27 protein-coding genes are annotated in these 24,616 nt (G+C 58.0%); 14 read left to right on the plus strand and 13 right to left on the minus strand.

The genetic code is table 11. The features are described 5' to 3' along the window. The first annotated feature begins 23 nt into the window (after positions 1-23). Positions 24-1,514 (plus strand): replicative DNA helicase, encoded by a 1,491-nt coding sequence (locus ACR0D9_RS05690; protein ID WP_267366870.1) that lies wholly within the window; start codon positions 24-26, stop codon positions 1,512-1,514. Positions 1,515-1,669: 155 nt separating this feature from the next. Here the strand turns inward: ACR0D9_RS05690 and ACR0D9_RS05695 are convergent, their stop codons facing one another. Beyond that, positions 1,670-2,209, minus strand: a complete 540-nt coding sequence (locus ACR0D9_RS05695; protein WP_480538004.1) for a GNAT family N-acetyltransferase — start codon at positions 2,207-2,209, stop codon at positions 1,670-1,672. A 240-nt stretch (positions 2,210-2,449) separates the two neighbouring features. Between ACR0D9_RS05695 and alr the strand changes: the two genes are divergently transcribed. The 10 genes from alr (at position 2,450) to ACR0D9_RS05745 (ending at position 11,588) form a co-directional block, all read left to right on the plus strand. Next, a complete protein-coding gene (alr, locus tag ACR0D9_RS05700; protein WP_480538006.1) occupies positions 2,450-3,484 on the plus strand; it encodes an alanine racemase in 1,035 nt (344 codons plus the stop codon). Continuing rightward, positions 3,481-4,263 (plus strand): MlaE family ABC transporter permease, encoded by a 783-nt coding sequence (locus ACR0D9_RS05705; RefSeq protein ID WP_480480639.1) that lies wholly within the window; start codon positions 3,481-3,483, stop codon positions 4,261-4,263. The genes alr and ACR0D9_RS05705 overlap by 4 nt, the downstream gene beginning before the upstream one ends. Continuing rightward, positions 4,260-5,006, plus strand: a complete 747-nt coding sequence (locus ACR0D9_RS05710) for an ABC transporter ATP-binding protein (RefSeq protein ID WP_480485443.1) — start codon at positions 4,260-4,262, stop codon at positions 5,004-5,006. The genes ACR0D9_RS05705 and ACR0D9_RS05710 overlap by 4 nt, the downstream gene beginning before the upstream one ends. A 98-nt stretch (positions 5,007-5,104) precedes the next feature. After that, complete coding sequence (locus ACR0D9_RS05715; protein WP_480485441.1) at positions 5,105-5,587, plus strand: cytochrome b; 483 nt, start codon at positions 5,105-5,107, stop codon at positions 5,585-5,587. A 77-nt stretch (positions 5,588-5,664) separates the two neighbouring features. Beyond that, a complete protein-coding gene (locus ACR0D9_RS05720) occupies positions 5,665-6,114 on the plus strand; it encodes a paraquat-inducible protein A (protein ID WP_480485439.1) in 450 nt (149 codons plus the stop codon). Between the two features lie 67 nt (positions 6,115-6,181). Beyond that, positions 6,182-7,543: a DNA repair protein RadA gene (gene radA, locus ACR0D9_RS05725; protein WP_480538008.1), complete on the plus strand. Its 1,362-nt coding sequence runs from the start codon at positions 6,182-6,184 to the stop codon at positions 7,541-7,543. Between the two features lie 40 nt (positions 7,544-7,583). Beyond that, a complete protein-coding gene (locus ACR0D9_RS05730; RefSeq protein WP_480485435.1) occupies positions 7,584-8,177 on the plus strand; it encodes a CvpA family protein in 594 nt (197 codons plus the stop codon). Between the two features lie 653 nt (positions 8,178-8,830). Then, positions 8,831-10,354 (plus strand): amidophosphoribosyltransferase, encoded by a 1,524-nt coding sequence (gene purF, locus ACR0D9_RS05735; RefSeq protein ID WP_480480629.1) that lies wholly within the window; start codon positions 8,831-8,833, stop codon positions 10,352-10,354. 298 nt (positions 10,355-10,652) lie between these two features. After that, entirely contained in the window at positions 10,653-10,901 is a 249-nt protein-coding gene (locus ACR0D9_RS05740) for a hypothetical protein (protein ID WP_209503732.1), read from the plus strand. Between the two features lie 42 nt (positions 10,902-10,943). Beyond that, positions 10,944-11,588: an SDR family NAD(P)-dependent oxidoreductase gene (locus tag ACR0D9_RS05745; RefSeq protein ID WP_267364183.1), complete on the plus strand. Its 645-nt coding sequence runs from the start codon at positions 10,944-10,946 to the stop codon at positions 11,586-11,588. A 60-nt stretch (positions 11,589-11,648) separates the two neighbouring features. Here the strand turns inward: ACR0D9_RS05745 and ACR0D9_RS05750 are convergent, their stop codons facing one another. From ACR0D9_RS05750 to ACR0D9_RS05765, 4 genes are all read right to left on the minus strand, one after another. Beyond that, a complete protein-coding gene (locus ACR0D9_RS05750) occupies positions 11,649-12,491 on the minus strand; it encodes an ATP-binding protein (RefSeq protein ID WP_267364184.1) in 843 nt (280 codons plus the stop codon). A 117-nt stretch (positions 12,492-12,608) separates the two neighbouring features. Next, positions 12,609-13,487 (minus strand): twin-arginine translocase subunit TatC, encoded by an 879-nt coding sequence (gene tatC, locus ACR0D9_RS05755; RefSeq protein ID WP_267364186.1) that lies wholly within the window; start codon positions 13,485-13,487, stop codon positions 12,609-12,611. Further along, entirely contained in the window at positions 13,484-13,942 is a 459-nt protein-coding gene (gene tatB / locus ACR0D9_RS05760) for a Sec-independent protein translocase protein TatB (protein WP_209503728.1), read from the minus strand. Before tatB ends, tatC begins: the two co-directional genes overlap by 4 nt. A gap of 6 nt (positions 13,943-13,948) precedes the next feature. Next, positions 13,949-14,164 (minus strand): twin-arginine translocase TatA/TatE family subunit, encoded by a 216-nt coding sequence (locus tag ACR0D9_RS05765; RefSeq protein ID WP_209503727.1) that lies wholly within the window; start codon positions 14,162-14,164, stop codon positions 13,949-13,951. 222 nt (positions 14,165-14,386) lie between these two features. On the opposite strand from ACR0D9_RS05765, the gene ACR0D9_RS05770 reads away from it, so the two are divergent. Together ACR0D9_RS05770 and ACR0D9_RS05775 are read left to right on the plus strand one after the other, a co-directional pair. Continuing rightward, positions 14,387-14,692, plus strand: a complete 306-nt coding sequence (locus tag ACR0D9_RS05770; protein WP_267364188.1) for a hypothetical protein — start codon at positions 14,387-14,389, stop codon at positions 14,690-14,692. A 21-nt stretch (positions 14,693-14,713) separates the two neighbouring features. Beyond that, positions 14,714-15,385: a helix-turn-helix transcriptional regulator gene (locus ACR0D9_RS05775; protein ID WP_480480622.1), complete on the plus strand. Its 672-nt coding sequence runs from the start codon at positions 14,714-14,716 to the stop codon at positions 15,383-15,385. Positions 15,386-15,447: 62 nt separating this feature from the next. Here the strand turns inward: ACR0D9_RS05775 and ACR0D9_RS05780 are convergent, their stop codons facing one another. From ACR0D9_RS05780 to ACR0D9_RS05815, 8 genes are all read right to left on the minus strand, one after another. Continuing rightward, complete coding sequence (locus ACR0D9_RS05780) at positions 15,448-16,620, minus strand: peptidoglycan DD-metalloendopeptidase family protein (protein WP_480485430.1); 1,173 nt, start codon at positions 16,618-16,620, stop codon at positions 15,448-15,450. A gap of 62 nt (positions 16,621-16,682) precedes the next feature. Next, positions 16,683-17,333, minus strand: a complete 651-nt coding sequence (locus ACR0D9_RS05785; RefSeq protein WP_209503723.1) for a protein-L-isoaspartate(D-aspartate) O-methyltransferase — start codon at positions 17,331-17,333, stop codon at positions 16,683-16,685. Next, entirely contained in the window at positions 17,330-18,112 is a 783-nt protein-coding gene (gene surE / locus ACR0D9_RS05790; RefSeq protein WP_267364192.1) for a 5'/3'-nucleotidase SurE, read from the minus strand. The genes ACR0D9_RS05785 and surE overlap by 4 nt, the downstream gene beginning before the upstream one ends. Positions 18,113-18,226: 114 nt before the next feature. Beyond that, positions 18,227-19,294 (minus strand): ABC transporter ATP-binding protein, encoded by a 1,068-nt coding sequence (locus tag ACR0D9_RS05795; RefSeq protein ID WP_480486463.1) that lies wholly within the window; start codon positions 19,292-19,294, stop codon positions 18,227-18,229. A 107-nt stretch (positions 19,295-19,401) separates the two neighbouring features. Further along, positions 19,402-20,451, minus strand: a complete 1,050-nt coding sequence (locus tag ACR0D9_RS05800; protein ID WP_480485428.1) for a methyltransferase domain-containing protein — start codon at positions 20,449-20,451, stop codon at positions 19,402-19,404. A 106-nt stretch (positions 20,452-20,557) separates the two neighbouring features. Beyond that, entirely contained in the window at positions 20,558-21,670 is a 1,113-nt protein-coding gene (locus ACR0D9_RS05805) for a hypothetical protein (RefSeq protein WP_480538010.1), read from the minus strand. Between the two features lie 2 nt (positions 21,671-21,672). Continuing rightward, positions 21,673-22,452 (minus strand): SDR family oxidoreductase, encoded by a 780-nt coding sequence (locus tag ACR0D9_RS05810; protein ID WP_480485424.1) that lies wholly within the window; start codon positions 22,450-22,452, stop codon positions 21,673-21,675. Positions 22,453-22,524: 72 nt separating this feature from the next. Continuing rightward, on the minus strand, positions 22,525-22,887 hold the full coding sequence (locus ACR0D9_RS05815) for a nuclear transport factor 2 family protein (protein WP_267366520.1): 363 nt from the start codon (positions 22,885-22,887) through the stop codon (positions 22,525-22,527). A gap of 109 nt (positions 22,888-22,996) precedes the next feature. Here ACR0D9_RS05815 and ACR0D9_RS05820 point away from each other — a divergent pair, with 109 nt between their 5' ends. Further along, positions 22,997-24,601 carry a peptide chain release factor 3 gene (locus ACR0D9_RS05820; protein ID WP_267366522.1) on the plus strand — a complete coding sequence of 535 codons (1,605 nt, stop codon included), beginning with the start codon at positions 22,997-22,999 and terminating at the stop codon, positions 24,599-24,601. The last annotated feature ends 15 nt before the right edge of the window (positions 24,602-24,616 follow it).

Genomic DNA, 24,616 nt, shown 5'->3' on the forward strand with positions numbered 1-24,616 from the left:
TCGGAACGGGCAGCGGGGACATGATGAACGAGATCAGCAGTATCGAGCAGGCAGCGGCGCATATTCAGAACGCCGAAACCATGCCGCATTCCATTGAGGCTGAACAGCAGCTTCTGGGTGCAATTCTGACGAATAACGACCTTTACGACCGGGTCGCTTCGATCATTGGGTCCGAGCATTTCTATGACCCGGTTCATGCCCGCATTTATGAGGTCGCCGCCGCACGCATTGCAAAGAACGCGCTGGCCTCGCCTGTGACGTTGAAATCCTTCATGGCCGAGGATGAGGGCCTGAAGGAATTGGGCGGGCCAGCTTATCTGGTCAAGCTTGCCGGCGCGTCGATCAGCGCCTTTGCGGTACATGACTACGCCCAGATGATATATGACCTCGCCATCCGGCGCGAGTTGATCCGTTTGGGCCGCGACATCTCCGACAAGGCCGCGCGGGTCGATGTAGCCAGCGAACCGAAAGAACAAATCGTCGAGGCCGAACAACAGCTTTATCAGCTTTCCGAGCAGGGCCAGACCGAACAGGGGTTCCAGTCCTTCCTCAAGGCGGTCACAGAAGCCGTCAATGTCACCAACGAAGCCTACCAGCGCGGTGGCGGCATGGCTGGGATCTCGACCGGTCTGGTCGATCTCGACAAACAACTGGGTGGTCTTCACCCCTCGGACCTGATCATTCTCGCAGGTCGTCCGTCGATGGGGAAAACCTCGCTGGCGACCAACGTGGCCTTCAACGTGGCCAAAGCGTACAAACGCGGTCTGAAACCGGATGGTTCCGAAGGCGCGATTGACGGCGGGGTCGTCGGCTTTTTCTCACTTGAGATGAGCGCCGAACAGCTGGCCGGGCGCGTTCTGGCCGAGGCGTCCGAAATCTCCAGCCACAAGATCCGTCAGGGCGACATGACCGAGGCCGAATTCCGCCGTTTCGTGGATGCGGCCAAAGAACTTGAAGCCTGCCCGCTTTTTATCGACGACACGCCCGCCCTTCCGATTTCTCAGCTTGCCGCACGCGCGCGACGGTTGAAACGCACACATGGGCTGGACCTGCTGGTGATCGACTATCTGCAACTCTGCCGCGGCATGTCCGACAATCGGGTTAACGAGATTGCTGAGATTTCAATGGGCATGAAAGCAATCGCCAAAGAACTGAACATTCCGGTGATTGCCCTGTCGCAGCTTTCCCGCCAGGTCGAAAACCGCGACGACAAACGTCCGCAGCTGTCTGACCTGCGGGAATCAGGCTCGATCGAACAGGACGCCGATGTCGTGATGTTCGTGTTCCGCGAAGAATACTACAAAGAACGTGAAAAACCCGGCGATCACGAGCTTGAGAAGATGGAAGAATGGAAGCAGGCCATGGAACGCCTGCACGGCAAGGCCGAGATTATCGTTGGCAAACAGCGCCACGGTCCAATCGGCACGGTCGAGCTGTCATTCGAGGCGCAATTCACCCGGTTTGGCAATCTGGTCAAGCCGTGGCAGCAGGGTGGCGAGATTGAAGGTTATTGATCGCGAAAGGACAGACTTACTTGGGTTTTCCCGACTTTCCTTTGATTGTTGGCAAAGCAAAAAGGTTCTGTGAACCTGTCGCGCGATTCAGGATCTGGTGCGCGAACCAAGAATGAGGTCCGCCCGCCTGTATTCTGACAGATTGAACCCCGCACTCACCAAAGCGTCGGATTGTTCAACGCAGACACGCAGTGCGACGGGCCGCTAAGTGGCGCAAGCGCCTGACCATCCAGCGACTGCCCCAGCCAGCCATGCGGATGGCTCAGCTTTAGCGGCGGTTGTGCAGTGGCCTCAGAAATCTGCTCAAAACCTGTTTTTCGATAGTAAGCGGGATCACCATAGGTGAGTGCCACGTTCACGCCTGATGCCCGCAGGCAATCCAGACCATAGGCAATCAAAGCCTGTCCAACCCCGGCTTTTTGCCTGTCTGTTCGGACAGCCATAGGCGACAGGATAAATACCCGGCGCGCATCCTGTGGAAACAGCATTCGGGAAAAGATGGCGCAGCCAAGCAGCACCTGATCGCGTCGCGCGGTGCACACCATCAGGTCCTGTGGTGGGGTGGTATCGATCATCTCTTGCACGAAAGCTTCGATAATCGCCCCCTCGTCCGGGCCTTCCGACGCCGAAAATACTTCTGCGAAAAACCGGGCTGTTTCGGACGGATCTGGCGTTTGTTCGGTATAAAAATCCATGATTTCCTCGGGATATGCCGCCGCACCGTTTTTTGCCGCGATGGGACGATCTTGTTCACAAGATCACTTTAACACCTATGTGAAGACAATCCCGAAAACGGCCTAGCACAGCAGTAAGTCGCCAAAATGTCTGCTTTTTTGGGTGTTTTCCGCCATACCTGTCGTTTGATGGGCGCAATCTGTCGCGGAAAAAGCCCTTTCCCTCTTGACCTTGGACGGCGCAATGTCATGAACAGTCCCATGAGTACTGCACGTTTAACGATCAATCTTCAGGCCCTCGCCAGAAACTGGCGGACACTCGACGCGAAGACCGGGGTCGAAACCGGTGCCGTTGTCAAGGCAGATGCCTATGGGCTGGGCGCAGGACCTGTCAGCGACACGTTGGCAGAAGAAGGTGTTCGCAAGTTTTTCGTGGCTGCTGCAGAAGAAGGCACAACCGTTCGCGAGGCCGTTGGCCCCGGCCCGATGATTTTCGTTTTTTCGGGACATATGGAAGGCGATGCCGATCTGCTGCGCGGCAACGACCTGATACCGCTGATCAACTCGCCAGAGCAGTTTCAACGCCACACAGAGGCCCTGCCCGACCACCCGTTTGGTATCCAACTGGACAGTGGCATGAACCGGCTTGGTCTTGAACCTGCCGACTGGGCTGAGTTGCGTTCCAAGGCCGAAGCCTTGAACCCGGCGCTCATCATGTCTCATCTGGCCTGCTCGGACGAGCCGGACCACCCGATGAACCAGCAACAACTGAAAACCTTCCGCGACATGACTGATGGGGTCGCCGCGCCGCGTTCTCTGGCGGCGACGGGCGGGATGCTTTTGGGGCCTGAGTTTCATTTTGATTTCTGCCGCCCGGGCATCGGCCTTTACGGCGGCATGCCCTTTGCCGGTGCAAAACCCGTTGTAACCGTCGACCTTCCTGTCATTCAGGTGCGCAAGTTGGCCGTGGGCGAGACCGTGGGTTATGGAAACACCTGGGTGGCGCGCCGGCCGTCCCGGATCGCCACCGTTGCTGCCGGCTATGCAGATGGCCTGCATCGCGCTATTGGCGGCGGCATCGACACATTTGCGGGCGACCAACCCTGCCCGGTTGTTGGACGAATCTCGATGGATCTGATCACCGTGGACGTCACAGACCTGCCGAAAGACCCGGAGCGTCTGCGCATTCTCAACGGTCACCAAACCGTTGATGATCTGGCCGAGGCCGCTGGTACAATTGGCTATGAAATCCTGACATCAATGGGCAATCGCTATTCGCGGGGCTACGTGGAATGAACCCAATCAGCGCGCTGGGGGGGCTGGGCCGTACCGTGCTGGGCCTGCTTGCGGCTTTTGGCCGGGTGGCCCTGTTCGCGCTCGATGCAGCGTCGCATATCCTGCGCCCACCCTTCTATCCGCGTGAATTCGGGATGGCCCTGCTGAATATCGGCTGGCTGTCTCTGCCCGTCGTCGGCCTGACCGCCATTTTCACCGGCGGCGCGCTGGCCTTACAAATCTATGCAGGCGGTGCACGGTTTAACGCCGAGGCTGTCGTGCCCCAGATCGTCGCCATCGGCATGGTGCGCGAACTTGGCCCGGTTCTGGTCGGCCTGATGATCGCCGCGCGCGTGACGTCGTCCATCGCGGCCGAGATCGCCACGATGAAAGTGACCGAACAAATCGACGCTCTGGTCACGCTGTCGACCCATCCGATGAAATACCTTACTGCTCCACGTGTGCTGGCCGCGCTGATCACCGTGCCTGCACTGGTCGCCGTAGGTGACGTTATCGGGATTGCAGGCGGGTACACTGTCGCTACGCAGAATCTGGGCTTCAACCCGGCGGCGTATCTGAAAAACACGGTCGATTTCCTTGAGATGCGCGACATTGTATCGTCTCTGGTCAAAGGCGCGGCCTTTGGCGTGATCGCGGCTATCATGGGTTGCTATTACGGCATGAACTCGGGCCGCGGCGCACAGGGTGTCGGTCGCGCTACCAAAGGGTCGGTCGAGGCCGCAGCTGTGTTGATCCTCGCCGCAAACTTTGTTCTCACAGGGGTGTTCTTCTCGCTATGATCCGGATGGAGAACGTACATAAAGCCTTTGGCGACAACCGTGTGTTGCAAGGCATGAACCTTGAGATTCCCAAAGGCACCTCAATGGTGATCATTGGCGGCTCGGGCACCGGCAAGTCGGTGGCATTGAAGTGCATTCTGGGCTTGATCCACCCTGACAGTGGCGTGATCTACGTGGACGGCAAAGATGCACAATCCGGTGACAGGGATGCGTTTCTGGCCAGGTTTGGAATGTTGTTTCAGGGCGGTGCTCTGTTCGACTCGCTGACCGTCTGGCAGAACGTCGCCTTTCGCCTGCTGCGTGGATCCTTGAAACGTCCAACCGAGGAAGCGCGCGAGATCGCCATCGAAAAACTGCGCCGCGTGGGCCTGAAATCCGACGTGGCCGACCGTTTTCCGGCAGAACTGTCAGGCGGGATGCAAAAACGCGTGGGCCTTGCCCGCGCCATCGCCGCCGAGCCTGAGATTATCTTTTTTGACGAACCCACCACCGGCCTCGATCCGATCATGTCCGGCGTCATCAACGACCTGATCCGCGAGATTGTGACCGAGATGGGCGCCACCGCGATGACCATCACCCACGACATGAGTTCCGTCCGCGCGATTGCCGACAACGTGGCCATGCTGCACGGAGGTGTGATCCAGTGGACCGGCCCTGTCAGCCAGATGGATGCCTCGGGTGATCCCTATGTGGAGCAGTTCATCAGCGGGAGCGCTGAGGGGCCGATTGAGGCGGTGCGGTGATAGCAGTGATGCTGGACAAATAAATCAAAAATCATCGACGGAAATCTGACAGTTTTGCGTTAAACCAGCGCAACGTTAAAGTTTGTCGGAGCTTCCCCATGCCTACTTCGTATTCTCGCGCGCAAATCGCCCTTCACTGGGTCATTTTCTTTCTGATCGCAATTCAATTTCTCTTTCACGAGCCGATGTCTGAAGCCTGGGATCAATTCGAACGCGGATTGCCTGTCTCTTTTCAAGCACCAGTTGCTCTTCATGTATTCGGAGGATTGCTTGTCCTTGCGCTCGCGATCTGGCGGATTGCACTACGTCTGACCCGCGGCGCGCCGCCGCTACCGGAAAAAGAAACAGCCGCGATGAAGCTCGCCGCACATATCACGCACTTCTCACTCTATGCGTTGATGGTGCTGGTGCCCGCCTCAGGTGCCTTGGCCTGGTTTGGTGGGATAGCAGCGTCCGCCGAAGTGCATGAGATCCTGAAAACGCTAATGCTTGTTCTGATTGTCTTGCATTTTCTGGCTGCCTTGTTCCATCAGTTCATTTTCAAAACCAACCTGATGGCTCGTATGAAGCGCGCAGGATAAGCTTTTGAACAAGCATCCTTGAACCCACGATCCAACACCGTAATGTCAGGCGGTCACACTTAATAGCGTTGGCCGCCATGATATTGCGTTTCGCAACACTGTCACTTTTGGTTTTCTACCCCGTCGCGTGGTTCGCCCCGCTGATGCGCGCGGGGTTCCTGCCGATCTTTGGCCTTAGCGAAATCAGCGTCATCACCGGCCTCCAGTCGCTTTGGAAATCCGACATCTTCCTCGCGCTGATCGTCACCATCTTTGCCCTCTTCGCGCCCTACATCAAAACCATCGGCACCGCGCTGATCCAATGGGACCTGCTGGATGCCCGTGTGCAGCCTGCGCTCAACATCCTCGGCAAACTGGCCATGGCAGACATATTCCTGATCGCGCTCTACATCACGCTGGCCAAAGGTATCTCCTACGCCACCGTTGAGACCGCATGGGGTCTTTACCTGTTCACCGCCTGCATCCTTGCCTCCATCGCTTTGGGCATTCTCACCGAACGCCACTGCAAAACCAACGCCCGGACATAGGGCGCTGACGACGAGGAAAGCCCTGCAAGGGCTTGAAGAACCGCCCGTCCTCGGGCACCAAGACGTCATGGCAAAACCAACCTTCTCCTGCTCCGCCTGCGGCGCATCCCATTCCCGCTGGTCGGGCCGCTGCGACGGATGCGGCGAGTGGAACTCGATCATCCAGGACGTACCTCTGTTGGCAGGCCCAGCCAAGAAATCGCTGGGCTCGAAACGCGGGCGGTCGATGACGCTCACCGATCTGTCGACCGAGGAATCCCCGCCACCCCGCACGCTCTGCGGAGTGGAAGAGCTGGACCGGGTGCTTGGCGGCGGGCTTGTTCCCGCATCTGCCCTGTTGGTTGGCGGCGACCCCGGTATCGGTAAATCCACCCTGCTGCTGCAAGCGGCCGCCCGCTTTGCCCGTGCCGGCGTCAAGACAATCTATGTCTCGGGTGAAGAAGCCAGTGCGCAGGTTCGCATGCGGGCGCGCCGCCTTGGGCTGGAGAATGCGCCGGTGCAACTTGCTGCCGAAACCAACCTTCGCGACATTCTCACCACGCTTGAAGCCGAGAAACCCGGTCTGGCGATCATCGACTCGATCCAGACCATGTGGGCCGACAATGTCGACAGCGCGCCGGGGTCCGTGTCGCAAGTCCGGGCGGCTGCTCATGAATTGACCACCTTTGCGAAACGGCACGGCGTGTCGATCATCATGGTCGGACACGTCACCAAGGAAGGCCAGATCGCAGGCCCACGTGTTGTCGAACACATGGTCGATACGGTGCTGTATTTCGAGGGCGAGCGCGGCCATCAGTTTCGTATCCTGCGGGCGGTCAAGAACCGCTTTGGTCCCGCCGACGAAATTGGCGTGTTCGAGATGACAGGCAAAGGGCTGGCGCAGGTCACCAACCCCTCGGCCTTGTTCCTGTCCGAACGCGGTACGCCCAGCCCTGGCTCTGCCGTCTTTGCCGGGATTGAGGGCACACGGCCCGTTCTGGTCGAATTGCAGGCTCTTGTCGCCCCGTCCCCCCATTCGCAACCACGCCGGACTGTGGTGGGCTGGGACAGCGGGCGGCTGGCGATGATCCTTGCCGTGCTCGAAGCGCGTTGCGGCATTCCTTTTGCGGGTCTCGACGTCTATCTGAACGTGGCCGGCGGGTTGAAAGTCAGTGAACCCGCCGCCGATCTGGCCGTTGCTGCTGCACTGCTCAGCGCACGCGAGGACACAGCCCTGCCCTCAGACACTGTCGTTTTCGGGGAAATCTCGCTATCCGGGGCACTTAGACCGGCTCCGCAGACAGAAAACAGGTTGAAAGAAGCACAAAAACTTGGTTTCACAGCGGCAATAGCTCCGGCAGGTGGCAAAACCGGTACTGTGGCAGGTCTGACACTCACCCGCCCCTCAGATTTGGTGGGGTTTGTTGGCGAAACCTTCGGAGCAGGTTAAAGTCGCGCCTTGAGGGGCAGAAAAAGAACAGGCGAGGGCCATGGAAGGTTTTACAATAATCGACGGGGTGGTTGCCCTGATCATCGTGCTGTCAGGCTTGCTGGCCTACTCGCGTGGGTTCATGCGCGAAGTTCTGGCCATCGCGGGTTGGGTTGCGGCGGCCGTTCTGGCGTTCATCTTCGCCCCGCAGGCTGTACCTCTGGTCAAGGAAATCCCGGTCGTCGGAGATTTCCTGCGTGACAGTTGCGAATTGTCCGTGATCACCGGGTTTGCAGCGGTCTTTGCGGTGGCGCTGATCGTGGTCAGTATCTTCACACCGCTGTTTTCATCACTGGTCCAGCGCTCGGCCCTTGGCGGTCTGGATCAGGCTCTGGGGCTGTTCTTCGGCATCGCTCGTGGCATTCTTCTGGTTGCGATCGCATTCTTCGTTTACGACACCGTCATGACTGGCCAGTCTTACACAATTGTTGATGAGAGCCGGTCGGCCAAGGTGTTTGAACAGTTCAGCGGCCAGATTGAGGAACAAAACCCCGAGGCAGCTCTGGGGTGGGTTACAACTCAGTATGAAGAACTGGTCGCCAGTTGCACGGCTGGAAACGATGAACCGGCAACAACTGCGCCTTCCAACGGCTGATAGAGGCCGATCACCAGTTCATGAAAGCCCGGCGCTGCCGGGCTTTTTTGTTGCGGATCAGACAAACCCCTCGCCACCGCACGCGGTGCAGCGGATTGTTTTCAAGCCAAAGCACCCGTCACATCGACTGAAAATCGGTTTTCCAAAGACATCTCTGCTTTTGGCGATCTCACCCGCTCCGTTACAGATCTGGCACGACGCGCGCCCCAATCCTCGGCACCGATGGCACCGCTGCCTGATCCGTTCCTGGTTCTTGTGAGGAGGTTTATGCTGCCACATTCAGGTCCCCCCGAGGTGCTGAGTTTTAGCAGTTAATGTATGCAATCAAATGCATGACAGCACATATGTTTGCGCATGTCACCATCTTCGTTTTTCTACGTCGACATGCGTAAACTTGGCCTGCGGCATTTGGCTATTGTGATCCTTTGATGACAGCCACGCCAATAGGCATTATGTGGGGGCCAACCCGCCACGGAATCGGAGCCACCGATCTTGTCCTTTCTGTATGAATGCGCGCTGATCGCAGTGATGGTCGCCCTAACGGCGTCTTGTTCCTGTGTTGCGAACAGTTCCGCTTTGAAGATGCAGAAAGTCCGGTGCCGAACTGCGGCCAATCCTCGAATGAAATCGTCATAGAAGTTGGAGCCCCTTGAATGTGTGGGATTTTAGGAATCGCAAGCCGGACACATGATGTCTTTGCTGAGATCTATGACGGGCTGCTGATGTTGCAGCACCGGGGTCAGGATGCCTCGGGGATCGTGACCTACAACGGCGAATTCTTCCGGGAAAAGAAAGCCAATGGTCTGGTCAAGGACGTGTTCAACGCCCAGGATGCTGAAACCCTTTTGGGCCATGTCGGCATGGGGCATGTTCGTTATCCCACGGCCGGATCACTCAGCGCGGCTGAAGCGCAACCTTTCTTCGTGAACGCACCCTACGGTATCTATCTTGTTCACAACGGCAACATCACCAACACAGCGGAACAGCGCGAGAAGGTGACCGGGAAATACAGCCGCCACCTGCGCACCACATCGGATTCGGAAATCCTGCTGAACGTGCTGGCCGACAAAGTGGCTGACGCCATCAAGGTGAACGGCAATTCGGACCCGATCCGAAACATCTTTGCCGGTGTGAAGATGACGATGGAGCGGGTTCAGGGCGCCTATTCAGTCATCTGTCTGGTGGCAGGTGTTGGCATGCTGGCGTTCCGCGACCCATTTGGCATTCGGCCCCTTTCGGTCGCAAAACGCAATGTCGACGGTCAGGGGGACGATTATGCCTTTGCTTCGGAAGACGTAGCCTTTGGTATCAACAGTTTTGAAAAGCTGCGCGATCTGCGCCCGGGCGAGGCCATCCTGATCGACCTGAAAGGCAACATGCACGAGTTTCAGGCGGTCGAAGGCAAGCTGACGCCCTGTATCTTCGAGTATGTGTATCTGGCGCGCCCGGATTCACTGCTGGACGGTGTCTCGGTTTATAAAACCCAGATGCGTATGGGACAGACGCTGGCGAAACAAATTCAGGACTCGGGCCTGGAAATCGACCGGATCATTCCCGTACCCGACAGCGCCCGCCCCGTGGCACTGGAAGCGGCAAAAATCACCGGCATCCCCTATCGCGAGGGGTTGGTGAAGAACCGCTATGTCGGGCGTACCTTCATCATGCCGGGTCAGGCCGAGCGACAGAAATCCGTCCGCCGCAAGCTGAACGCCGTTCCGCTGGAATTCGAAGGCCACAGCGTTCTGTTGATCGACGATTCCATCGTGCGCGGCAACACCATCAAAAAGATCGTTCAGATGTGCCGCGACGCCGGGGCCAAGAAGGTTTATGTGGCCAGCGCCTCGCCGCCGGTCAAATACCCCAACGTCTATGGCATAGACATGCCGACCAAGGCCGAGCTGATCGCAAATGGCAAAGAGATCGAAGAGATCCGTGAAGAGCTGGGCGCTGATGCACTGTTCTATCAGCATCTGGAGGACCTGATCTGGGCGGCCCAGGAAGGCAACCCGGACATCCAGGGATTTGATTGTTCCTGCTTTGATGGCAATTACATTACAGGCAGCGTTAGCGCGGATTACCTGGACAGTCTGGAAAACAGCAGCCGTGTCAGCCAGAAACGCGCGGATATGCAGGTTCCGGGCGGGTCTTGGAATGCGGCCAAACTGGCCTCAGGCTGAAGGGCCTCGCCCATTTAGGGCAGGTCCGGTTACTTTTCAGACAGCGAATCAAACCGTTCGGCATCCAGAGAGGATAGCCCTGTTCAGTATAACCCGCATCTATACTGTTCCACCGATGAGTGGAAATCTGCCACAACCCGCCGGCGATTCTTGCACGATCACAGGGACTAACAAATGGGTCGCTACGTCGTGAAGCGTGGAGTCTGTGTGGGTCTTTTGCTCACCTGATCGTTTTGATATCGGGCGGCAACCACTCACTCGAAATAAGGGGTTCGGAACTCATGCCGGGCCACGGACCATGTCAAACACCAATGTCAAAAGCGCGGCCACACAGCAGGGCGCGTTAAACAAGAACTCTGTTTCTGTTCTGGGGGTGTTCGGGCCCAAAACCGAACTGCACGCCTTGGTACGCCTGTCATCGGGCCGCGTGAAAGAGGTTGAACCCGGAAGCCGTGTCGCCTCGGGTACGGTGATAGCAATCGACGAACAGGGCATCATGCTGCGACAAAGCGGCCAGACCAAGCGGATCGCCATTCCCGGAAGCTAATCGCGACTTGACGCCCCTCGCGCAGGGGTTCAAACCGCAGCCATGACCGATCAGACAAAAATCGCCCTTATCACCGGGGCCTCTCGCGGGTTGGGCGCTGCGCTGGCCGAAGCGCTGGCACCTGAATACCATATCGTCGCCGTCGCCCGGACCACCGGCGGGCTGGAAGAGCTGGACGATCGTATCAAGGCGAAGGGCGGGTCAGCCACTCTGGCCCCCATGGACATCACCGATCCAAACGCCATGGCGACCCTGTGTCGTGGCATCCATGACCGTTGGGGCAAGGTTGACCTGTGGATGCACACAGCCATCCACACATCAGCACTGACGCCAGTGCATTTTGTTGACCCCAAGGAATGGGCCAAGGCGATCAACACAAATGCAAACGCGACCTCGGTTCTGATCCCCTATGTCTCACCCCTTCTGGGCGAGAGTGGCCATGCGGTGTTTTTTGACGATCCGAAAGCTGGCGAGAAGTTTTATGGCATCTACGGTGCCACCAAGGCCGCGCAGATGGCTCTGGCCCGCAGTTGGGCCGTCGAAACCGAACGCACCGGTCCTCGGGTTTCGGTTGTCGAACCCGCGCCGATGCCCACGGCCGTCCGTGCGCGTTTTCATCCCGGGGAAGACCGGAGCGTGTTGAACAGCACCAAGGATGAAGCTGCGCGGATTCTGGCACTGCTTTAGGAAATGGCCCTGACGGGCCATGCCTCTGGCGGGGATATTTGCAGCCAGGTGAAGCCTGGATCAGGCGATATGCACGCCGTTGCGCCCAGCCAGATCGACGAAGAATTGCCAGGCGACACGGCCAGAGCGCGACCCGCGCGTGGCTTGCCACTCAATTGCCTCGGCGCGCAAGATCTCTGCATCAACAGAAACGCCATAGGCGGCGCAATAGCGGTCGATCATCGCAAGATACTCGTCCTGATCACAGGGATGGAACCCAAGCCACAGGCCGAAGCGATCCGACAGCGAGACTTTTTCTTCGACCGCCTCGGAAGGATTGATGGCGCTGGAGCGTTCGTTTTCGATCATATCCCGCGGCATCAGATGGCGACGGTTTGAAGTGGCATAGAAGACCACATTCTCTGGCCTGCCTTCAATACCACCATCCAGAACAGCCTTGAGAGATTTGTAGTGCTGGTCATCGTGGCTGAACGACAGGTCATCGCAAAACAGTATGAACCTGTAGGGCGCTGCGCGCAGATGGTTCAGCAACCGCGCCACCGTTCCCATATCCTCGCGCTGCAATTCGACCAGTTTAAGGTCGGCATAATCAGCGCTCAGAGAGCCATGCACGGCCTTTACAAGGCTGGACTTTCCCATCCCCCGCGCCCCCCAGAGCAGCGCGTTATTTGCCTTATACCCTGCTGCAAACCGGCGCGTATTGTCCATCAACGTGTCGCGAGAGCGATTGATGCCGACCAGGAGATCCAGATCGACCCGGTTGACATGTGTAACAGGTTCCAGTCGATCCGGTTCGACATGCCACACAAATGCCGGAGCAACGGCAAAATCAGGCGCCGCCAAAGGAGCCGGTGCCATGCGTTCCAACGCCTCGGCGATACGGTTCAGGGCTTGGTCGTCCATATGGGCCTCCGGTTTTGTCTTGAGGGGTTCAAAGCACGTTCCAATTGGCACAACAAGAGTTTCAAAAGAAAAAGGCGCGCCCACGGATGGCGCGCCCGTTTATTTTCGTCGGCAGATTTACTTGTCGTCTTCGAATTCCTGCATCAGGTCATCATCCGCTTCCGCTTCATCATCGTAATAACCGTCAGCGCGCAACTGGTCCTCGCGTTTTTTTTCTACTCGCGCGACCAGGAAGATCGAAATCTCGTACAGACCGTAGACCACCACAAACAGAATGATTTGTGTGATGACATCCGGTGGTGTGACGACTGCGGCCAGAACCAGAATGCCGACCACCGCATATTTACGAACAGCGCCCAGCCCCTCGGCACTGACCAGTCCTGCCTTCCCCATGAGAGTCAGGAGAACCGGCAGTTGGAAACATAACCCAAAGGCCACGATGAACTTGATCGTCAGGTTCAGATACTCCTGGGCTGAGCCCTGGAACACCACACTCAGCGGTGCCGCATTGACCCCATCGGCCACGGCTTCACCCTCAGCCCCGAATTGCTGGAACCCGAGAAAAAAGTCATAGGCCAGAGGCGTGACGACGTAGAAGGCAAAGCTTGCGCCCAGGAGAAACATAAAGGGCGAAGCCAGCATGAAAGGCAGGAACGCGTTTTTCTCGGACTTGTAGAGGCCCGGTGCTACAAAGCGCCACATCTGCATCCCGATATAGGGAAATGCCAGAATGAACCCACCCAATAAGGAAACCTTGATCGCAACAAAGAACCCTTCCTGTGGCGAGATGAAGATCAGGCCACAATCCTGCCCGCGCTCAGCCAGAACGTCACACAGGGGATTGGTCAGGAAATTGAAGATCGGCGTCGCCACTGAAAAACAGATGATCATACCGACCAGAAACGCCACAACGCTATGGATCAGCCGTGTGCGCAGTTCGGCCAGATGTTCGATCAACGGGGCCGAAGAATCGTCAATCTCGTCGGTTTTGCTCATGTCTTGCTTTCAGTGTTCAGCGCGGCTTCGGCCTCTTCTGCCTTGGCCAGTGCATCGGCTGCTTCCTTGGCCTTGCGCTCGGCGGTGGCACGGGCGGCTGATGCCTGTACCTTTTTGGCCTGCTCGGCCCGCTCGGCCGCCAGTTTACCCGTTTCGCTTTCAGGGTCGAACTTTGTAGGATCGATGCTTTTCGCCATCTCCTGCGCGGCTTGCTTGACACCGTCCATGGCCGATCCCACAGGGTTCACGGCAGCGTTGAGACCTTTCTTGATCTCATTCACCCCGGCCTGATCGGCGGCCTCGTTCATGGCGCTGCTGAACTCGCGCGCCATTCCGCGTGCCTTGCCGACAAAACGTCCGACATTGCGGAACAGCACCGGCAGGTCCTTTGGCCCCACAACGATCAGGGCAACGATGCCGATGACCAGAAGCTCGGTCCAGCCCAGATCAAACATCCGCGCTTACGCCTTGTCTTTCTCGGTTTCAGGCGTGACGTCCTTGGCCAGCTCAGAAGCGTCCTTTTCCAGCTCTTCCGAACCGTCTTTGACGCCCTTCTTGAACGCGGTGATGCCTTTGCCGACTTCGCCCATCAGCGAACTGATCTTGCCGCGTCCGAACAGAACCAGAACCACAACGGCGATCAGCAGCAGGCCAGGAAGGCCAATATTGTTGAGCATGTCTTCTCTCCTTTTTCGTCGGCACGTTTGCGCGCCGGGAACATCAACTGACTCAGTCTTTACGCCTCGATCGCTGGTCTCAAAAGGCATCTGCAACGGGTTGCGGGCAAAAATTTTGGAAAACGCGAGGAATCTAAGGGGTCGCAATTCTCAACTGACAGGTTTATGTCAGTTGTCATCCGTTAGGGATTTGGCATCGAAACAAGGTCAATGGAGAATTAAATGACCCACGTTGCTGAAATCGTCACCTTCACGCTGGCCAATGGCACCACGCCGGAAGAGTTCGTGAAACTCAGTCAGGCTTCTGAGGCCTTTGTGCGCAGCGCGCCGGGCTTCGCCCATCGGCAGCTTAGCCAGGGCGAAGATGGTCGCTGGACCGATTATGTTGTCTGGACCGATTTGAAAGCGGCAGAGGACGCCGCTGCGCAGTTTCCGCAACAGGAATGTGCGGCAGGCATGATGGCGGTCATCAATCCCGATAGTATCCAGATGCGTCACGAGAAAGTCCTATGGAACATGACTGCCTAAACGCAGTCAGAACGGCGTGTCATGCGCCGCACTGACCGACTGTTCGATATCATCCAGATCCTGCGCGATGGCAAACTGCACCGCGCGCAGGACATTGCGGACCGGCTTGAAGTGTCGGTCCGCACCATCTATCGCGACATGGATACGCTTGTTGCCTCGGGCGTTCCGGTCGAGGGAGAGCGCGGTGTCGGCTACATGGTGCGCGAGCAGATCACCCTGCCCCCGTTGAACCTGACCACAGCCGAGCTTGAGGCGTTGAATCTTGGCATGGCCATCGTGGCCGAGGCCGCGGATACTGACCTGAAGGCTGCCGCACAGTCGCTTGCCGACAAGATCGACGCTGTTTTGCCAACGCAGGTCGTGGCCGAGGCGGACAGCTGGAAATTCGCGGTCTACCCGTTTGCCGATGCCGCAAGGGGCCTTGCCCATATGGCCCCGATCCGTGCAGCCATCAAATCACGTCAGAAACTTCACCTGTCCTATCGCCGCATTGACGGCGTTTTGACCGAACGCACCATCCGCCCGCTCCATATGGAATACTGGGGGCGGGTCTGGACCCTTACCGCCTGGTGCGAGCTGCGCAATGGATTTCGTGTCTTTCGCATCGACCTGATCGAAGCAGTTTCACCCCTTCCGGAGATCTTCGCCGACGAACCCGGAAAACGCCTGAGTGATTATGACCCGTACGCCTGACAGGCTTCATCTTTTCAGAAATACTCTCGCCGAAGGCATGGCCCGGTACGGGCCATCCAGCTTCACTTCAGATAGGGCTCGGGGTCCACGGACTCGAACCCTTTGCGGACTTCGAAATGCACATAGGCATTGTCGCCGCCCCGCAGTTGAGCCAGCTTCTGGCCACGGCGTACCTTATCGCCTTTCTTGACAGTGATCTTGTCGACATTTGCATAGACAGTCAGAAGATCGTTGTTGTGCTTGACCACAATGATCGGCACCTGATCCGCGTCCGCTGTGATCGCCGCGACAGTACCAGCCTCGGCAGCTGTGACCGACGTACCCGGAGCGGCAGCGATGTCGATGCCCTCATTCTTGCCCTTGTCATAGCCGCGAATGATAGTGCCGCCAACCGGCAGGGACAGCGCGGAAGTGCGCGTATTGGTTGGCGCTTCGGCGGTCACGTCGGGGGCCTCGGCCAAAGGCGCAACTTTTTCGTCCGGCAAGGGCTGCGTAGCGCTGGGTGGCGTCGGCGTCGGAGAACCCTGCCCCGGTTCCGTCACTTCCGTGGCGGGAACGGGCGCGGCACTAGCCGCATTTTGCCGGGGCGCTGACTGGTTCTTGACCGGAATCAACAAGTACTGACCTTCACGCACGGTAAAATCAGATCCCAGCCCGTTCCATTCCGCCAGAGATTCAACCGGCACCTGGTAGAGGCGCGAGATTGTATAGGCCGTCTCACCCCGCTTGACCTTGTGCCTGACCGGCTCCGGCCCAGCTGACACCAGCGCGGGTGTTGGTGCCGGTTTCGCGGGTTCCAGTGTTGTGGTCTGAACCGAACCCGACGACGGCACCTGATCAATTGCAGACCCGGCAACCGACGCGATGTCCACACCGCTGCCAGCACCAACAGTGCGTGGCAGTGCAAGAACCTCACCCTCTCTTAGCGTGTCCGTTGTCTGAAGGCCGTTGAAACGCGAAAGCTCGCCCTCGGGCAGGCCAACCCGCGCTGCCACGTCCCGCACCGTATCGCCGCGGCGCGCCACGACCACCTGGTAGTTCGGATAGGTAATGACACCCCTGCTGTCTGGTGCCGGGCGGGATGCCGTCGCGGATTGCGCTGCATTGGTGGTCGAAAAGCCACCGATCTGCCCGCGAAGGTCATAATCCAGAGGCCCCTCGCACCCGGCCAGAATGGCCAGAGCGGCCACCCCGGTCGCACAGCGGCGCATTGCTGATTTGGATACTGCTCTCATAATTCTGTCCTCAACGCCTGCCCCTGTTACCCGGAGTTCCGGCGACCAATTCTTTAAGCCTATTACGCCTCGTCCTTCCCTAGCCCCTCCAGAAGGGGCACGAAACGGACAGACGTTAATTCGTCATAGTCCAGACCATCTTCGGTGCGCGTCACTTTGATCAACTGCTGCACCGCGTCCGACTGGCCCACGGGTAAAACCATAATACCCCCGATTTTCAGCTGCGCCAAGAGCGGGCCCGGAGGATCCTCAGCCGCGGCTGTGACAATGATCCGGTCAAAAGGGGCTTGTTCCGGCAGGCCAAATGACCCATCCGACAACATCGAAGTGATATTCGTCAGGCCCAGGTCGGCAAACAGCTTGCTTGTTTCGCTCACCAACCGCCTGTGGCGTTCCACTGTGTAGACCCGGCGGGCCAGTTTGGACAGGATAGCTGCCTGATAACCCGAACCTGTCCCAATCTCGAGCACCGTGTCCCGGGGCCTCACGTTCAGGGCCTGCGTCATCAGACCAACGACCGAGGGTTGACTGATCGTCTGACCGCAGGAAATCGGCAGCGGCATGTCCTCGTAAGCGCGCCCTGCGAACAGGCCGGTGACAAAGCGACCGCGGTCCACCTGCTCCATCGCAGCCAGCACGCGCGCATCCGTGACCCCCCGTTTGCGCAGGGCAAACAGGAATTGCATTACAGTTTCAGGGTCCAGTCCGCTCATTCGACCGCCTTCAATGCCTCCAGCATGTCATGCGCAGTCAGGTCAGCGCGCATCGGCGTGACCGAGATATAGCCTTCCAGATTAACAGCCGCATCCGTTCCGGGTGCGGTCGGATTGTGCTGATAGCCGCCCTTGATCCACAGGAACCGCCGCCCCGAAGGTGAACTGTGTGGTTCGACCGAAAAACGCGTATCGCGCCGAAACCCCTGCGCCGCAATCCGCGTGCCCAGAACATCGTCTGCCGGAACCGGTGGGAAATTCACATTGTAGAACAGCCGGTAATCACCCTGTTCTGCCGGAGTTGCGTCCAGAATCCGGCGCACCAGATCTGCACCATACCGGGCGGCTGCCTCAAACGGGTCGTCTAGGCCCAGGTTGCGAGGGCCGAAATATTGCGACAGGGCAATCGCTGGGACGCCCTGCAATGCCGCTTCCATCGCGCCGCCGATCGTACCGGAATACAACGTGTTTTCGGCCGAGTTATTACCCCTGTTCACGCCGGACAGAACCAGATCGGGAGGGGTATCCAACATGACATCGTGAAGCCCTGCCAATACACAATCGGCAGGCGATCCTTCGGCTGCAAAGCGCCGCTCTCCCAGCTTGGCGACCATCATCGGGTGGGTATAGCTGATGCAGTGCCCGACCCCGGACTGTTCAAACGCGGGCGCGACCACCCAGACTTCTCCATCCGGTCCGGCCAGCTCAGCTGCAATCGCCTCAAGCGTGATCAAGCCCGGCGCATTGATCCCGTCGTCATTGGTCAGAAGAATTCGCATGTGCCCGATTTACCCCCGCGTTTGGCTCTTGATAGACCCGGGCCTGCGTTGCGGCAAGCGACGTGGCCCCGCAATCTGAGGATTTCGCGCACCACTTGGGCGGAAATCGAAGGATCAGCGCCTAGTCTCGGGAAAAACGAAACATCTGTCGCGGCGGATGGTCAGCCACATCACCCGGCCCGGATTGGGGACAAACACGTTCGGAACCGTCGCCCTCAGGATCGAACCATCATAGTCCATGCGGAACTCCACCAGGCTTTCATTGCCCAGAAATCGCGCACGTTCAACGACACCACGGGCTGCCACACCATCTGTTGGTGTCGGCAATGGCCCCTTGCCGTTGCGGTCAAAGTCCAGCTTGATGTGCTGAGGGCGAAAAACGATCTCGACATCCGTACCATTCGGAATGCCCGGCGCCAGGAACTGACCAAAGGGCGTGTCCGCCAATGCGCCATTCACTTGCGCTCGCAAAACGTTGACATCACTGAAAAACGCCACCGCTGCCTTGTCTGCGGGACGCGTATAGACGTTATAGGGAGCGCCCTGTTGCACGATCTTGCCACGCCGCATCAGGGCAATCTCGTCGGCCATGCGCATCGCTTCCTCAGGCTCGTGCGTGACCAGCAGTACGGCGGCATCTTCTTCCTTGAGAATGGCCAGCGTTTCGTCACGGATACCATCACGCAAACGGTTGTCGAGGCCCGAAAACGGCTCGTCCATCAGCATAATGCGCGGGCGCGGCGCCAGGGCACGCGCCAACGCCACGCGTTGCTGCTCGCCACCCGATAGTTGATGCGGAAAACCATCGATGAACCGCATCAGGTCGACCTTCTGCAACAACTCCTCGACCCGGGCGCGTTTTTCGTCCTTGTTGCCCTTAAGGCCGAAGGCCACGTTTTTGGCCACGCTCAGATGTGGGAACAGTGCAAAGTCCTGAAACATCAGTCCGATCTCGCGCCGTTCCGGAGGCACCCGGAACACGGTGTCGCAGATCAGCTTGCCATCAACATAAATCTCACCCGAGTCCTGCATCTCGACCCCGGCGATCATGCGCAACGTGGTGGATTTCCCGCAGCCCGACGGCCCCAGCAAACAGGTCACCTTGCCTGCCTGAACGGTCAGCGAAACATCATCCACAACAACCCGCCCCTCAAACCGACGGATAATGTTGCGAATTTCCAGACGCGGTGGAATTGCGTTACCTGTCACCGATGGACCCCGTTGCCTTTCCCGATCAAATCCATCGGGCTTGAGCGGGGATAGCAACCCCGCCCCTCAGGTGCAAGGGATCAGCAACACCCGCCAGAAGCGACAGATGCACCCACGGCTTCAAAAGGGCTTTCGCCACCACAGCCTTCGAAAATGCCATAATGGGTCGAAAAATCGCCGACAAAGTCAAAGTGACGGGCAAATCGGGTGTCTTTCAGCATCATCCAGGTGTTGCCGCAGACCGGAAACACCTTGCCGGATTCGATAACGTGATGGTCATCCAGAACAAATTCATGCGGTGCGTTCGGCACGGTTCCCTTGTAGATCACGGCTTGCCCATAATCTTCACAAGCCGGTTCCAATGCGGGCAGTTTGAACAGTCGGTATGTCGCGGACAGGAACTTCAACGGCGCAACACGCTCTTCCAATACCGGATTTTCGATCGTCAGCGGACGGTGCGTCACACGGCGCGGGTCGCCGAAACCGGCCGTTCGAGCCATTGACAGGAAATCATTCCAATAAAGCGCGCCGGACAGGCACTCGCCATAAAGTACTTCGTCTTCGGCCATCGCCTGCGGAATACGGCGGTCAGCATAGACATCCGAGAAATACATCTCGCCGCCCTCTTTCAACAACCGATGCGCGCCGCGCAGAACCGCATTCTTATCCGTGGCCAGGTTGATTACGCAGTTCGAGACGATGATATCGAACGATCCGGGTTCCAGATCAAGCTCATCCAGTTTTTCGATATAGCCGTGATGGAACTCCACATTGCTGCGGGCATATCCAAATGCTTCGGCGTGATACTCCTGATGCGCGCGGGCGACGTCCAGTTGTTCGGGCGTCATGTCGACACCCACCACCCGGCCCGTCTCGCCGACCATGGCGGACAAGGCATATACATCCCGCCCGGCCCCACACCCCAGATCAAGGATCGACATGCCTTCCAGATCAAGTGGGGCAATCAGACCGCAACCATAGTAGCGTGTCAGTACGTCGTCATGAATCTTTGAAAGGATCTTTTTGACATGACCGGGCATGTCGTCAGGCGTGCAGCATGCATTGGTCTGCAAGTCAGCACTGCTTTGCAGGACTTCACCATAATAGTTCTGCACCGATTCATGTTTCATCGCGCTTTTCCCTCGCAAATGGTCATGTCCGAGCTAAAGCAGCCGCCGGGTGTTCGCAATCCGGCGAAGGCGCTTTTGACGAAAGCGTGAGTGGTCCTGCGCGGTATTACCCAAGCAGGTCGAAGTCCACGCCCGCGCGAATTTTGCCATTCACCTGAACCTCAAGCCGGTGTGCGCCGGGAACCAACTTGAATGTTGTGGCGTCGCCCTTCAACTTGTGGCGTTTTTCCAACGTCAGTTTCCCGTTCTTCAAAGCCGCCTGCTTCAACTTGTGCACCTTGGCTGAGATTTTCCCGCCAGGTCTTTGAAAATGAATGACATAGTCAACCAGAACTGGCAGATCTCCAAACCCGTTCAAAGTGACCGAAAAGGCCAGAGCGTCCCCAATCCGAGCTTCGGAGGTCAGGTTGACTGCGACCTCGATTTCCGCTTCCGGGTCATAGCCTAACATCTTCATCGCTTCAGGATGCCCCGCTTTCACAAGCCCGCGCAGGGTGTGTGACGTCATCCAGTCCAGCTCGTCCTGATTCTGATGACCCTGGCTGCGCCACGCCGTCAGGCGATCCAATACCAGATCCGGGTCTTTCTTGGTGATGTCATTCAGGTGATTGGATACGGACCGGGTGACATACCGCGTCGAATCCATGTGCAACTTGTCCAGCAACGGCAGCGGGTCCTGCAAACCCAATGCGACCGCCTGCCCCCATGGCAATCGGGGGCGCGTCCCTTCGCTGACCAGCCTGCGCACATGGTAACTGTCATGAGAGCACCAGTCCTGCATCCGCCGCAACACCCGGTCCGGGTCATGGTTCAGGAACGGACGGATTGCCCATTCCATGGAAAACCTCTGTGTCAGTTCCTCCATCACGTCTAAAGCCAGATCAACATGCTCAAGACCTATGGTCGCTACCCACTCACCGACCGGCGCAAAGATGAAATCGCCAAAATCGTCATCCGTTTTCGTCGGATCCAAAGGTGCGGGCAAGGCGCGCAGGATCGTCGGGGCAACAGCAGGCAAGTCACCGGGCACCGCCTGTTGCAGACAAGTGGCGATCCAGATGATCCGATCCTTCAGCTCTAGATCCAGCAATCGCGACATGACCGCAGATCGGAATGCCGGGGCATCAAATTCTGCATGAGACTCGGAAAACAAACCACTGAGATAATTTACTTTCTCAGCGTTGAACATCTGATCTTTCAACGAAAACCCTTGCGCCATGGTCACATCGTCAAATTGGTTGCGCCGCCATCCAGCAGAATGTTCTGACCAACGATGAACCCCGCATGTTGAGAGCACAGGAACGCGCAGGCTGCCCCGAATTCCTGCCGCGTTCCATAGCGTCGCGCGGGAATGGTTGCCGAACGGTTTGCGCGTGCGTCTTCGATCGAGATGCCTTGCTGTGAAGCCACACCGCTGTCCAGCGCATCTGCACGATCCGTCGCGTGAATGCCGGGCAGCAGGTTGTTGATGGTCACGCCATGCGGTGCAACCTGGCGTGAAGTTCCCGCGACATATCCGGTCAAACCCGTGCGGGCTGCATTCGAAAGCCCCAGCACCGCAATTGGCGCGCGCACAGATTGCGAGGTGACGTTCACAACCCGGCCCCAACCTTTGTCCATCATTCCGGGAAGCAGCGCCTTCATGAACGCAATGGGGGTCAACATATTGGCATCCAGCGCCTTGATGAAATCATCACGCCCCCAATCCGACCATAAACCCGGCGGCGGGCCGCCGGCATTTGTCACAAGAATATCAACGCCCTGCGCTGCTTCGATCACCTGCGCCTGCCCTTCCGCAGTCGTCACGTCGCACGCGACTGTTTGTACCTCGACACCTTGCTCTGACCTGAGGCGTGCTGCCTCGCTCTCCAAAGCGTCCGAACCACGCGCATTCATCACAAGATTTACGCCAGCCTCAGCCAAAGCCTCGGCACAGCCCAAACCCAGCCCTTTGCTGCTGGCACAGACCAGCGCGCGCTTTCCTTTTAGTCCAAGGTCCATCGGATCCTCCCTGTCAGTCATTGCCGCATGTCTAGCATCGGCCAGACAGGGAAGACCAGAAACGGCTTGGGATCAGTAGAAGAACTCTTCGCGTACGATCTTGCCATCTGCGACGTGATAGACACCCACTTCACGCATATCAAAGGCTTCGCCGGTTTCCTTTACCTTACCCTGCACTTCGAAAATCACCGCAAAGCGGTCCTCGCCGTGCACAAACGGGTCGCTGACCGAAGCGCCAGAAACCTCGTGGGCTCCTTCCCACCATTCATGTTTGCCACGGATCGCGTCACGCCCCTGTATTTCGCGCCCCATACCTGAGTAATCGACCGCTTCAACAGAAACTGCGTCCGACGCATACAATTTCTCAAGATTTTCCTTGGCGCGGTCCTCACGGCAGCCAGCCACCAATTCATTGGCAATCTCTTTCAAATCCATTGGTCTTCTCCACAATTTGTTCACTATATGTTCTTATAACCACAAGCCTGTGATTCGAACCACCCCCTTTGTCTTGCTTCGGCAGGATTCCCCGCCTATACGCGCGGTCATGCTTGATACCTCGAACCAACCTGCCCTGCCGCCCGAGATTGCCCGTCGCCGGACATTCGCCATCATCTCGCACCCGGATGCGGGCAAGACGACGCTGACTGAAAAGTTCCTGCTTTACGGGGGCGCCATTCAGATGGCTGGTCAGGTGCGCGCCAAGGGCGAGGCCCGGCGGACACGCTCGGACTTCATGCAGATGGAGAAGGATCGCGGAATCTCGGTTTCCGCATCGGCCATGTCGTTCGACTATGGCAATTTCCGGTTCAACCTTGTTGACACGCCCGGCCACAGCGATTTCTCGGAAGATACCTACCGCACGCTGACGGCCGTGGATGCGGCCGTGATGGTGATCGACGGCGCGAAGGGTGTCGAAAGCCAGACGCAAAAGCTGTTCGAGGTCTGCCGCCTGCGTGATCTGCCGATTCTGACCTTCTGTAACAAGATGGACCGCGAAAGCCGCGATACGTTCGAGATCATCGACGAAATTCAAGAGATGCTGGCCATCGACGTCACCCCCGCCGCATGGCCAATTGGCGTAGGTCGTGATTTCATCGGCTGCTACGACATGCTGCGCGACCGGCTGGAGCTGATGGACCGCGCCGACCGCAACAAGGTGGCAGAGAGCATCGAGATTAACGGGCTTGATGACCCGAAACTGTCGGAACATATTCCTGCGCACCTGCTGGAAAAGCTGCTGGAAGAGGTTGAGATGGCGCGCGAGTTGCTGCCCGCGCTGAACCCGCAGGCGGTGCTTGAAGGGCATATGACACCGATCTGGTTCGGCTCGGCCATCAACTCGTTCGGCGTCAAGGAACTGATGGAAGGCATCGGCGCTTATGGCCCACAGCCGCAGGTTCAGTCCGCCGAACCCCGCCAGATATCGCCGGATGAAAAGAAGGTCGCGGGCTTTGTTTTCAAGGTGCAGGCCAATATGGACCCCAAGCACCGCGACAGGGTGGCCTTTGTCCGCATGGCATCAGGCCATTTCAAACGCGGCATGAAACTGACCCATGTGCGGTCAAAGAAACCGATGGCGATTTCAAACCCAGTGCTGTTTCTGGCATCTGACCGGGAACTGGCAGAAGAGGCCTGGGCCGGTGACATCATCGGCATTCCCAACCACGGCCAGTTGCGCATTGGTGACACGCTGACCGAGGGTGAGGCGCTGCGCGTCACCGGCATCCCCTCTTTCGCGCCGGAACTGCTGCAAGGCGTCCGTGCGGGTGATCCGATGAAGGCCAAGCATCTGGAGAAAGCCCTGATGCAGTTCGCCGAGGAAGGCGCGGCCAAGGTGTTCAAACCTTCGATCGGGTCAGGCTTTATCGTGGGTGTCGTCGGCGCGTTGCAATTCGAAGTGCTCGCCAGCCGGATCGAGATGGAATACGGCCTGCCCGTGCGTTTCGAGGCGTCTCAGTTCACCTCGGCCCGCTGGGTCAGCGGTGACAAGGCCGAGGTCGAAAAGTTTGTGAATGCAAACAAGCAGCACATCGCGCACGACCATGACGGCGACATTGTCTATCTGACCCGGCTGCAATGGGACATCGACCGGGTGGTTCGGGACTATCCCGCCCTGAACCTGACCGCCACCAAAGAGATGATGGTGTGATCCAACTCACTGATT

Source organism: Ruegeria sp. AK11, assembly GCF_056541095.1.

Bases quoted from the DNA above. Each gene is read 5' to 3' on its own strand.
- ACR0D9_RS05720 (WP_480485439.1), top strand. From the start codon at position 5,665: ATGATATTGCGTTTCGCAACACTGTCACTTTTGGTTTTCTACCCCGTC.
- ACR0D9_RS05745 (WP_267364183.1), top strand. From the start codon at position 10,944: ATGACCGATCAGACAAAAATCGCCCTTATCACCGGGGCCTCTCGCGGG.
- ACR0D9_RS05690 (WP_267366870.1), top strand. From the start codon at position 24: ATGAACGAGATCAGCAGTATCGAGCAGGCAGCGGCGCATATTCAGAAC.
- surE (WP_267364192.1), bottom strand. From the start codon at position 18,112: ATGCGAATTCTTCTGACCAATGACGACGGGATCAATGCGCCGGGCTTG.
- alr (WP_480538006.1), top strand. From the start codon at position 2,450: ATGAGTACTGCACGTTTAACGATCAATCTTCAGGCCCTCGCCAGAAAC.
- ACR0D9_RS05715 (WP_480485441.1), top strand. From the start codon at position 5,105: ATGCCTACTTCGTATTCTCGCGCGCAAATCGCCCTTCACTGGGTCATT.
- ACR0D9_RS05740 (WP_209503732.1), top strand. From the start codon at position 10,653: ATGTCAAACACCAATGTCAAAAGCGCGGCCACACAGCAGGGCGCGTTA.
- tatB (WP_209503728.1), bottom strand. From the start codon at position 13,942: ATGTTTGATCTGGGCTGGACCGAGCTTCTGGTCATCGGCATCGTTGCC.
- ACR0D9_RS05705 (WP_480480639.1), top strand. From the start codon at position 3,481: ATGAACCCAATCAGCGCGCTGGGGGGGCTGGGCCGTACCGTGCTGGGC.
- purF (WP_480480629.1), top strand. From the start codon at position 8,831: ATGTGTGGGATTTTAGGAATCGCAAGCCGGACACATGATGTCTTTGCT.
- ACR0D9_RS05710 (WP_480485443.1), top strand. From the start codon at position 4,260: ATGATCCGGATGGAGAACGTACATAAAGCCTTTGGCGACAACCGTGTG.
- ACR0D9_RS05780 (WP_480485430.1), bottom strand. From the start codon at position 16,620: ATGAGAGCAGTATCCAAATCAGCAATGCGCCGCTGTGCGACCGGGGTG.
- ACR0D9_RS05810 (WP_480485424.1), bottom strand. From the start codon at position 22,452: ATGGACCTTGGACTAAAAGGAAAGCGCGCGCTGGTCTGTGCCAGCAGC.
- ACR0D9_RS05730 (WP_480485435.1), top strand. From the start codon at position 7,584: ATGGAAGGTTTTACAATAATCGACGGGGTGGTTGCCCTGATCATCGTG.
- tatC (WP_267364186.1), bottom strand. From the start codon at position 13,487: ATGAGCAAAACCGACGAGATTGACGATTCTTCGGCCCCGTTGATCGAA.
- ACR0D9_RS05695 (WP_480538004.1), bottom strand. From the start codon at position 2,209: ATGGATTTTTATACCGAACAAACGCCAGATCCGTCCGAAACAGCCCGG.
- ACR0D9_RS05800 (WP_480485428.1), bottom strand. From the start codon at position 20,451: ATGAAACATGAATCGGTGCAGAACTATTATGGTGAAGTCCTGCAAAGC.
- ACR0D9_RS05765 (WP_209503727.1), bottom strand. From the start codon at position 14,164: ATGCTCAACAATATTGGCCTTCCTGGCCTGCTGCTGATCGCCGTTGTG.
- ACR0D9_RS05750 (WP_267364184.1), bottom strand. From the start codon at position 12,491: ATGGACGACCAAGCCCTGAACCGTATCGCCGAGGCGTTGGAACGCATG.
- ACR0D9_RS05820 (WP_267366522.1), top strand. From the start codon at position 22,997: ATGCTTGATACCTCGAACCAACCTGCCCTGCCGCCCGAGATTGCCCGT.
- ACR0D9_RS05770 (WP_267364188.1), top strand. From the start codon at position 14,387: ATGACCCACGTTGCTGAAATCGTCACCTTCACGCTGGCCAATGGCACC.
- ACR0D9_RS05805 (WP_480538010.1), bottom strand. From the start codon at position 21,670: ATGGCGCAAGGGTTTTCGTTGAAAGATCAGATGTTCAACGCTGAGAAA.
- ACR0D9_RS05815 (WP_267366520.1), bottom strand. From the start codon at position 22,887: ATGGATTTGAAAGAGATTGCCAATGAATTGGTGGCTGGCTGCCGTGAG.
- ACR0D9_RS05775 (WP_480480622.1), top strand. From the start codon at position 14,714: ATGCGCCGCACTGACCGACTGTTCGATATCATCCAGATCCTGCGCGAT.
- ACR0D9_RS05785 (WP_209503723.1), bottom strand. From the start codon at position 17,333: ATGAGCGGACTGGACCCTGAAACTGTAATGCAATTCCTGTTTGCCCTG.
- radA (WP_480538008.1), top strand. From the start codon at position 6,182: ATGGCAAAACCAACCTTCTCCTGCTCCGCCTGCGGCGCATCCCATTCC.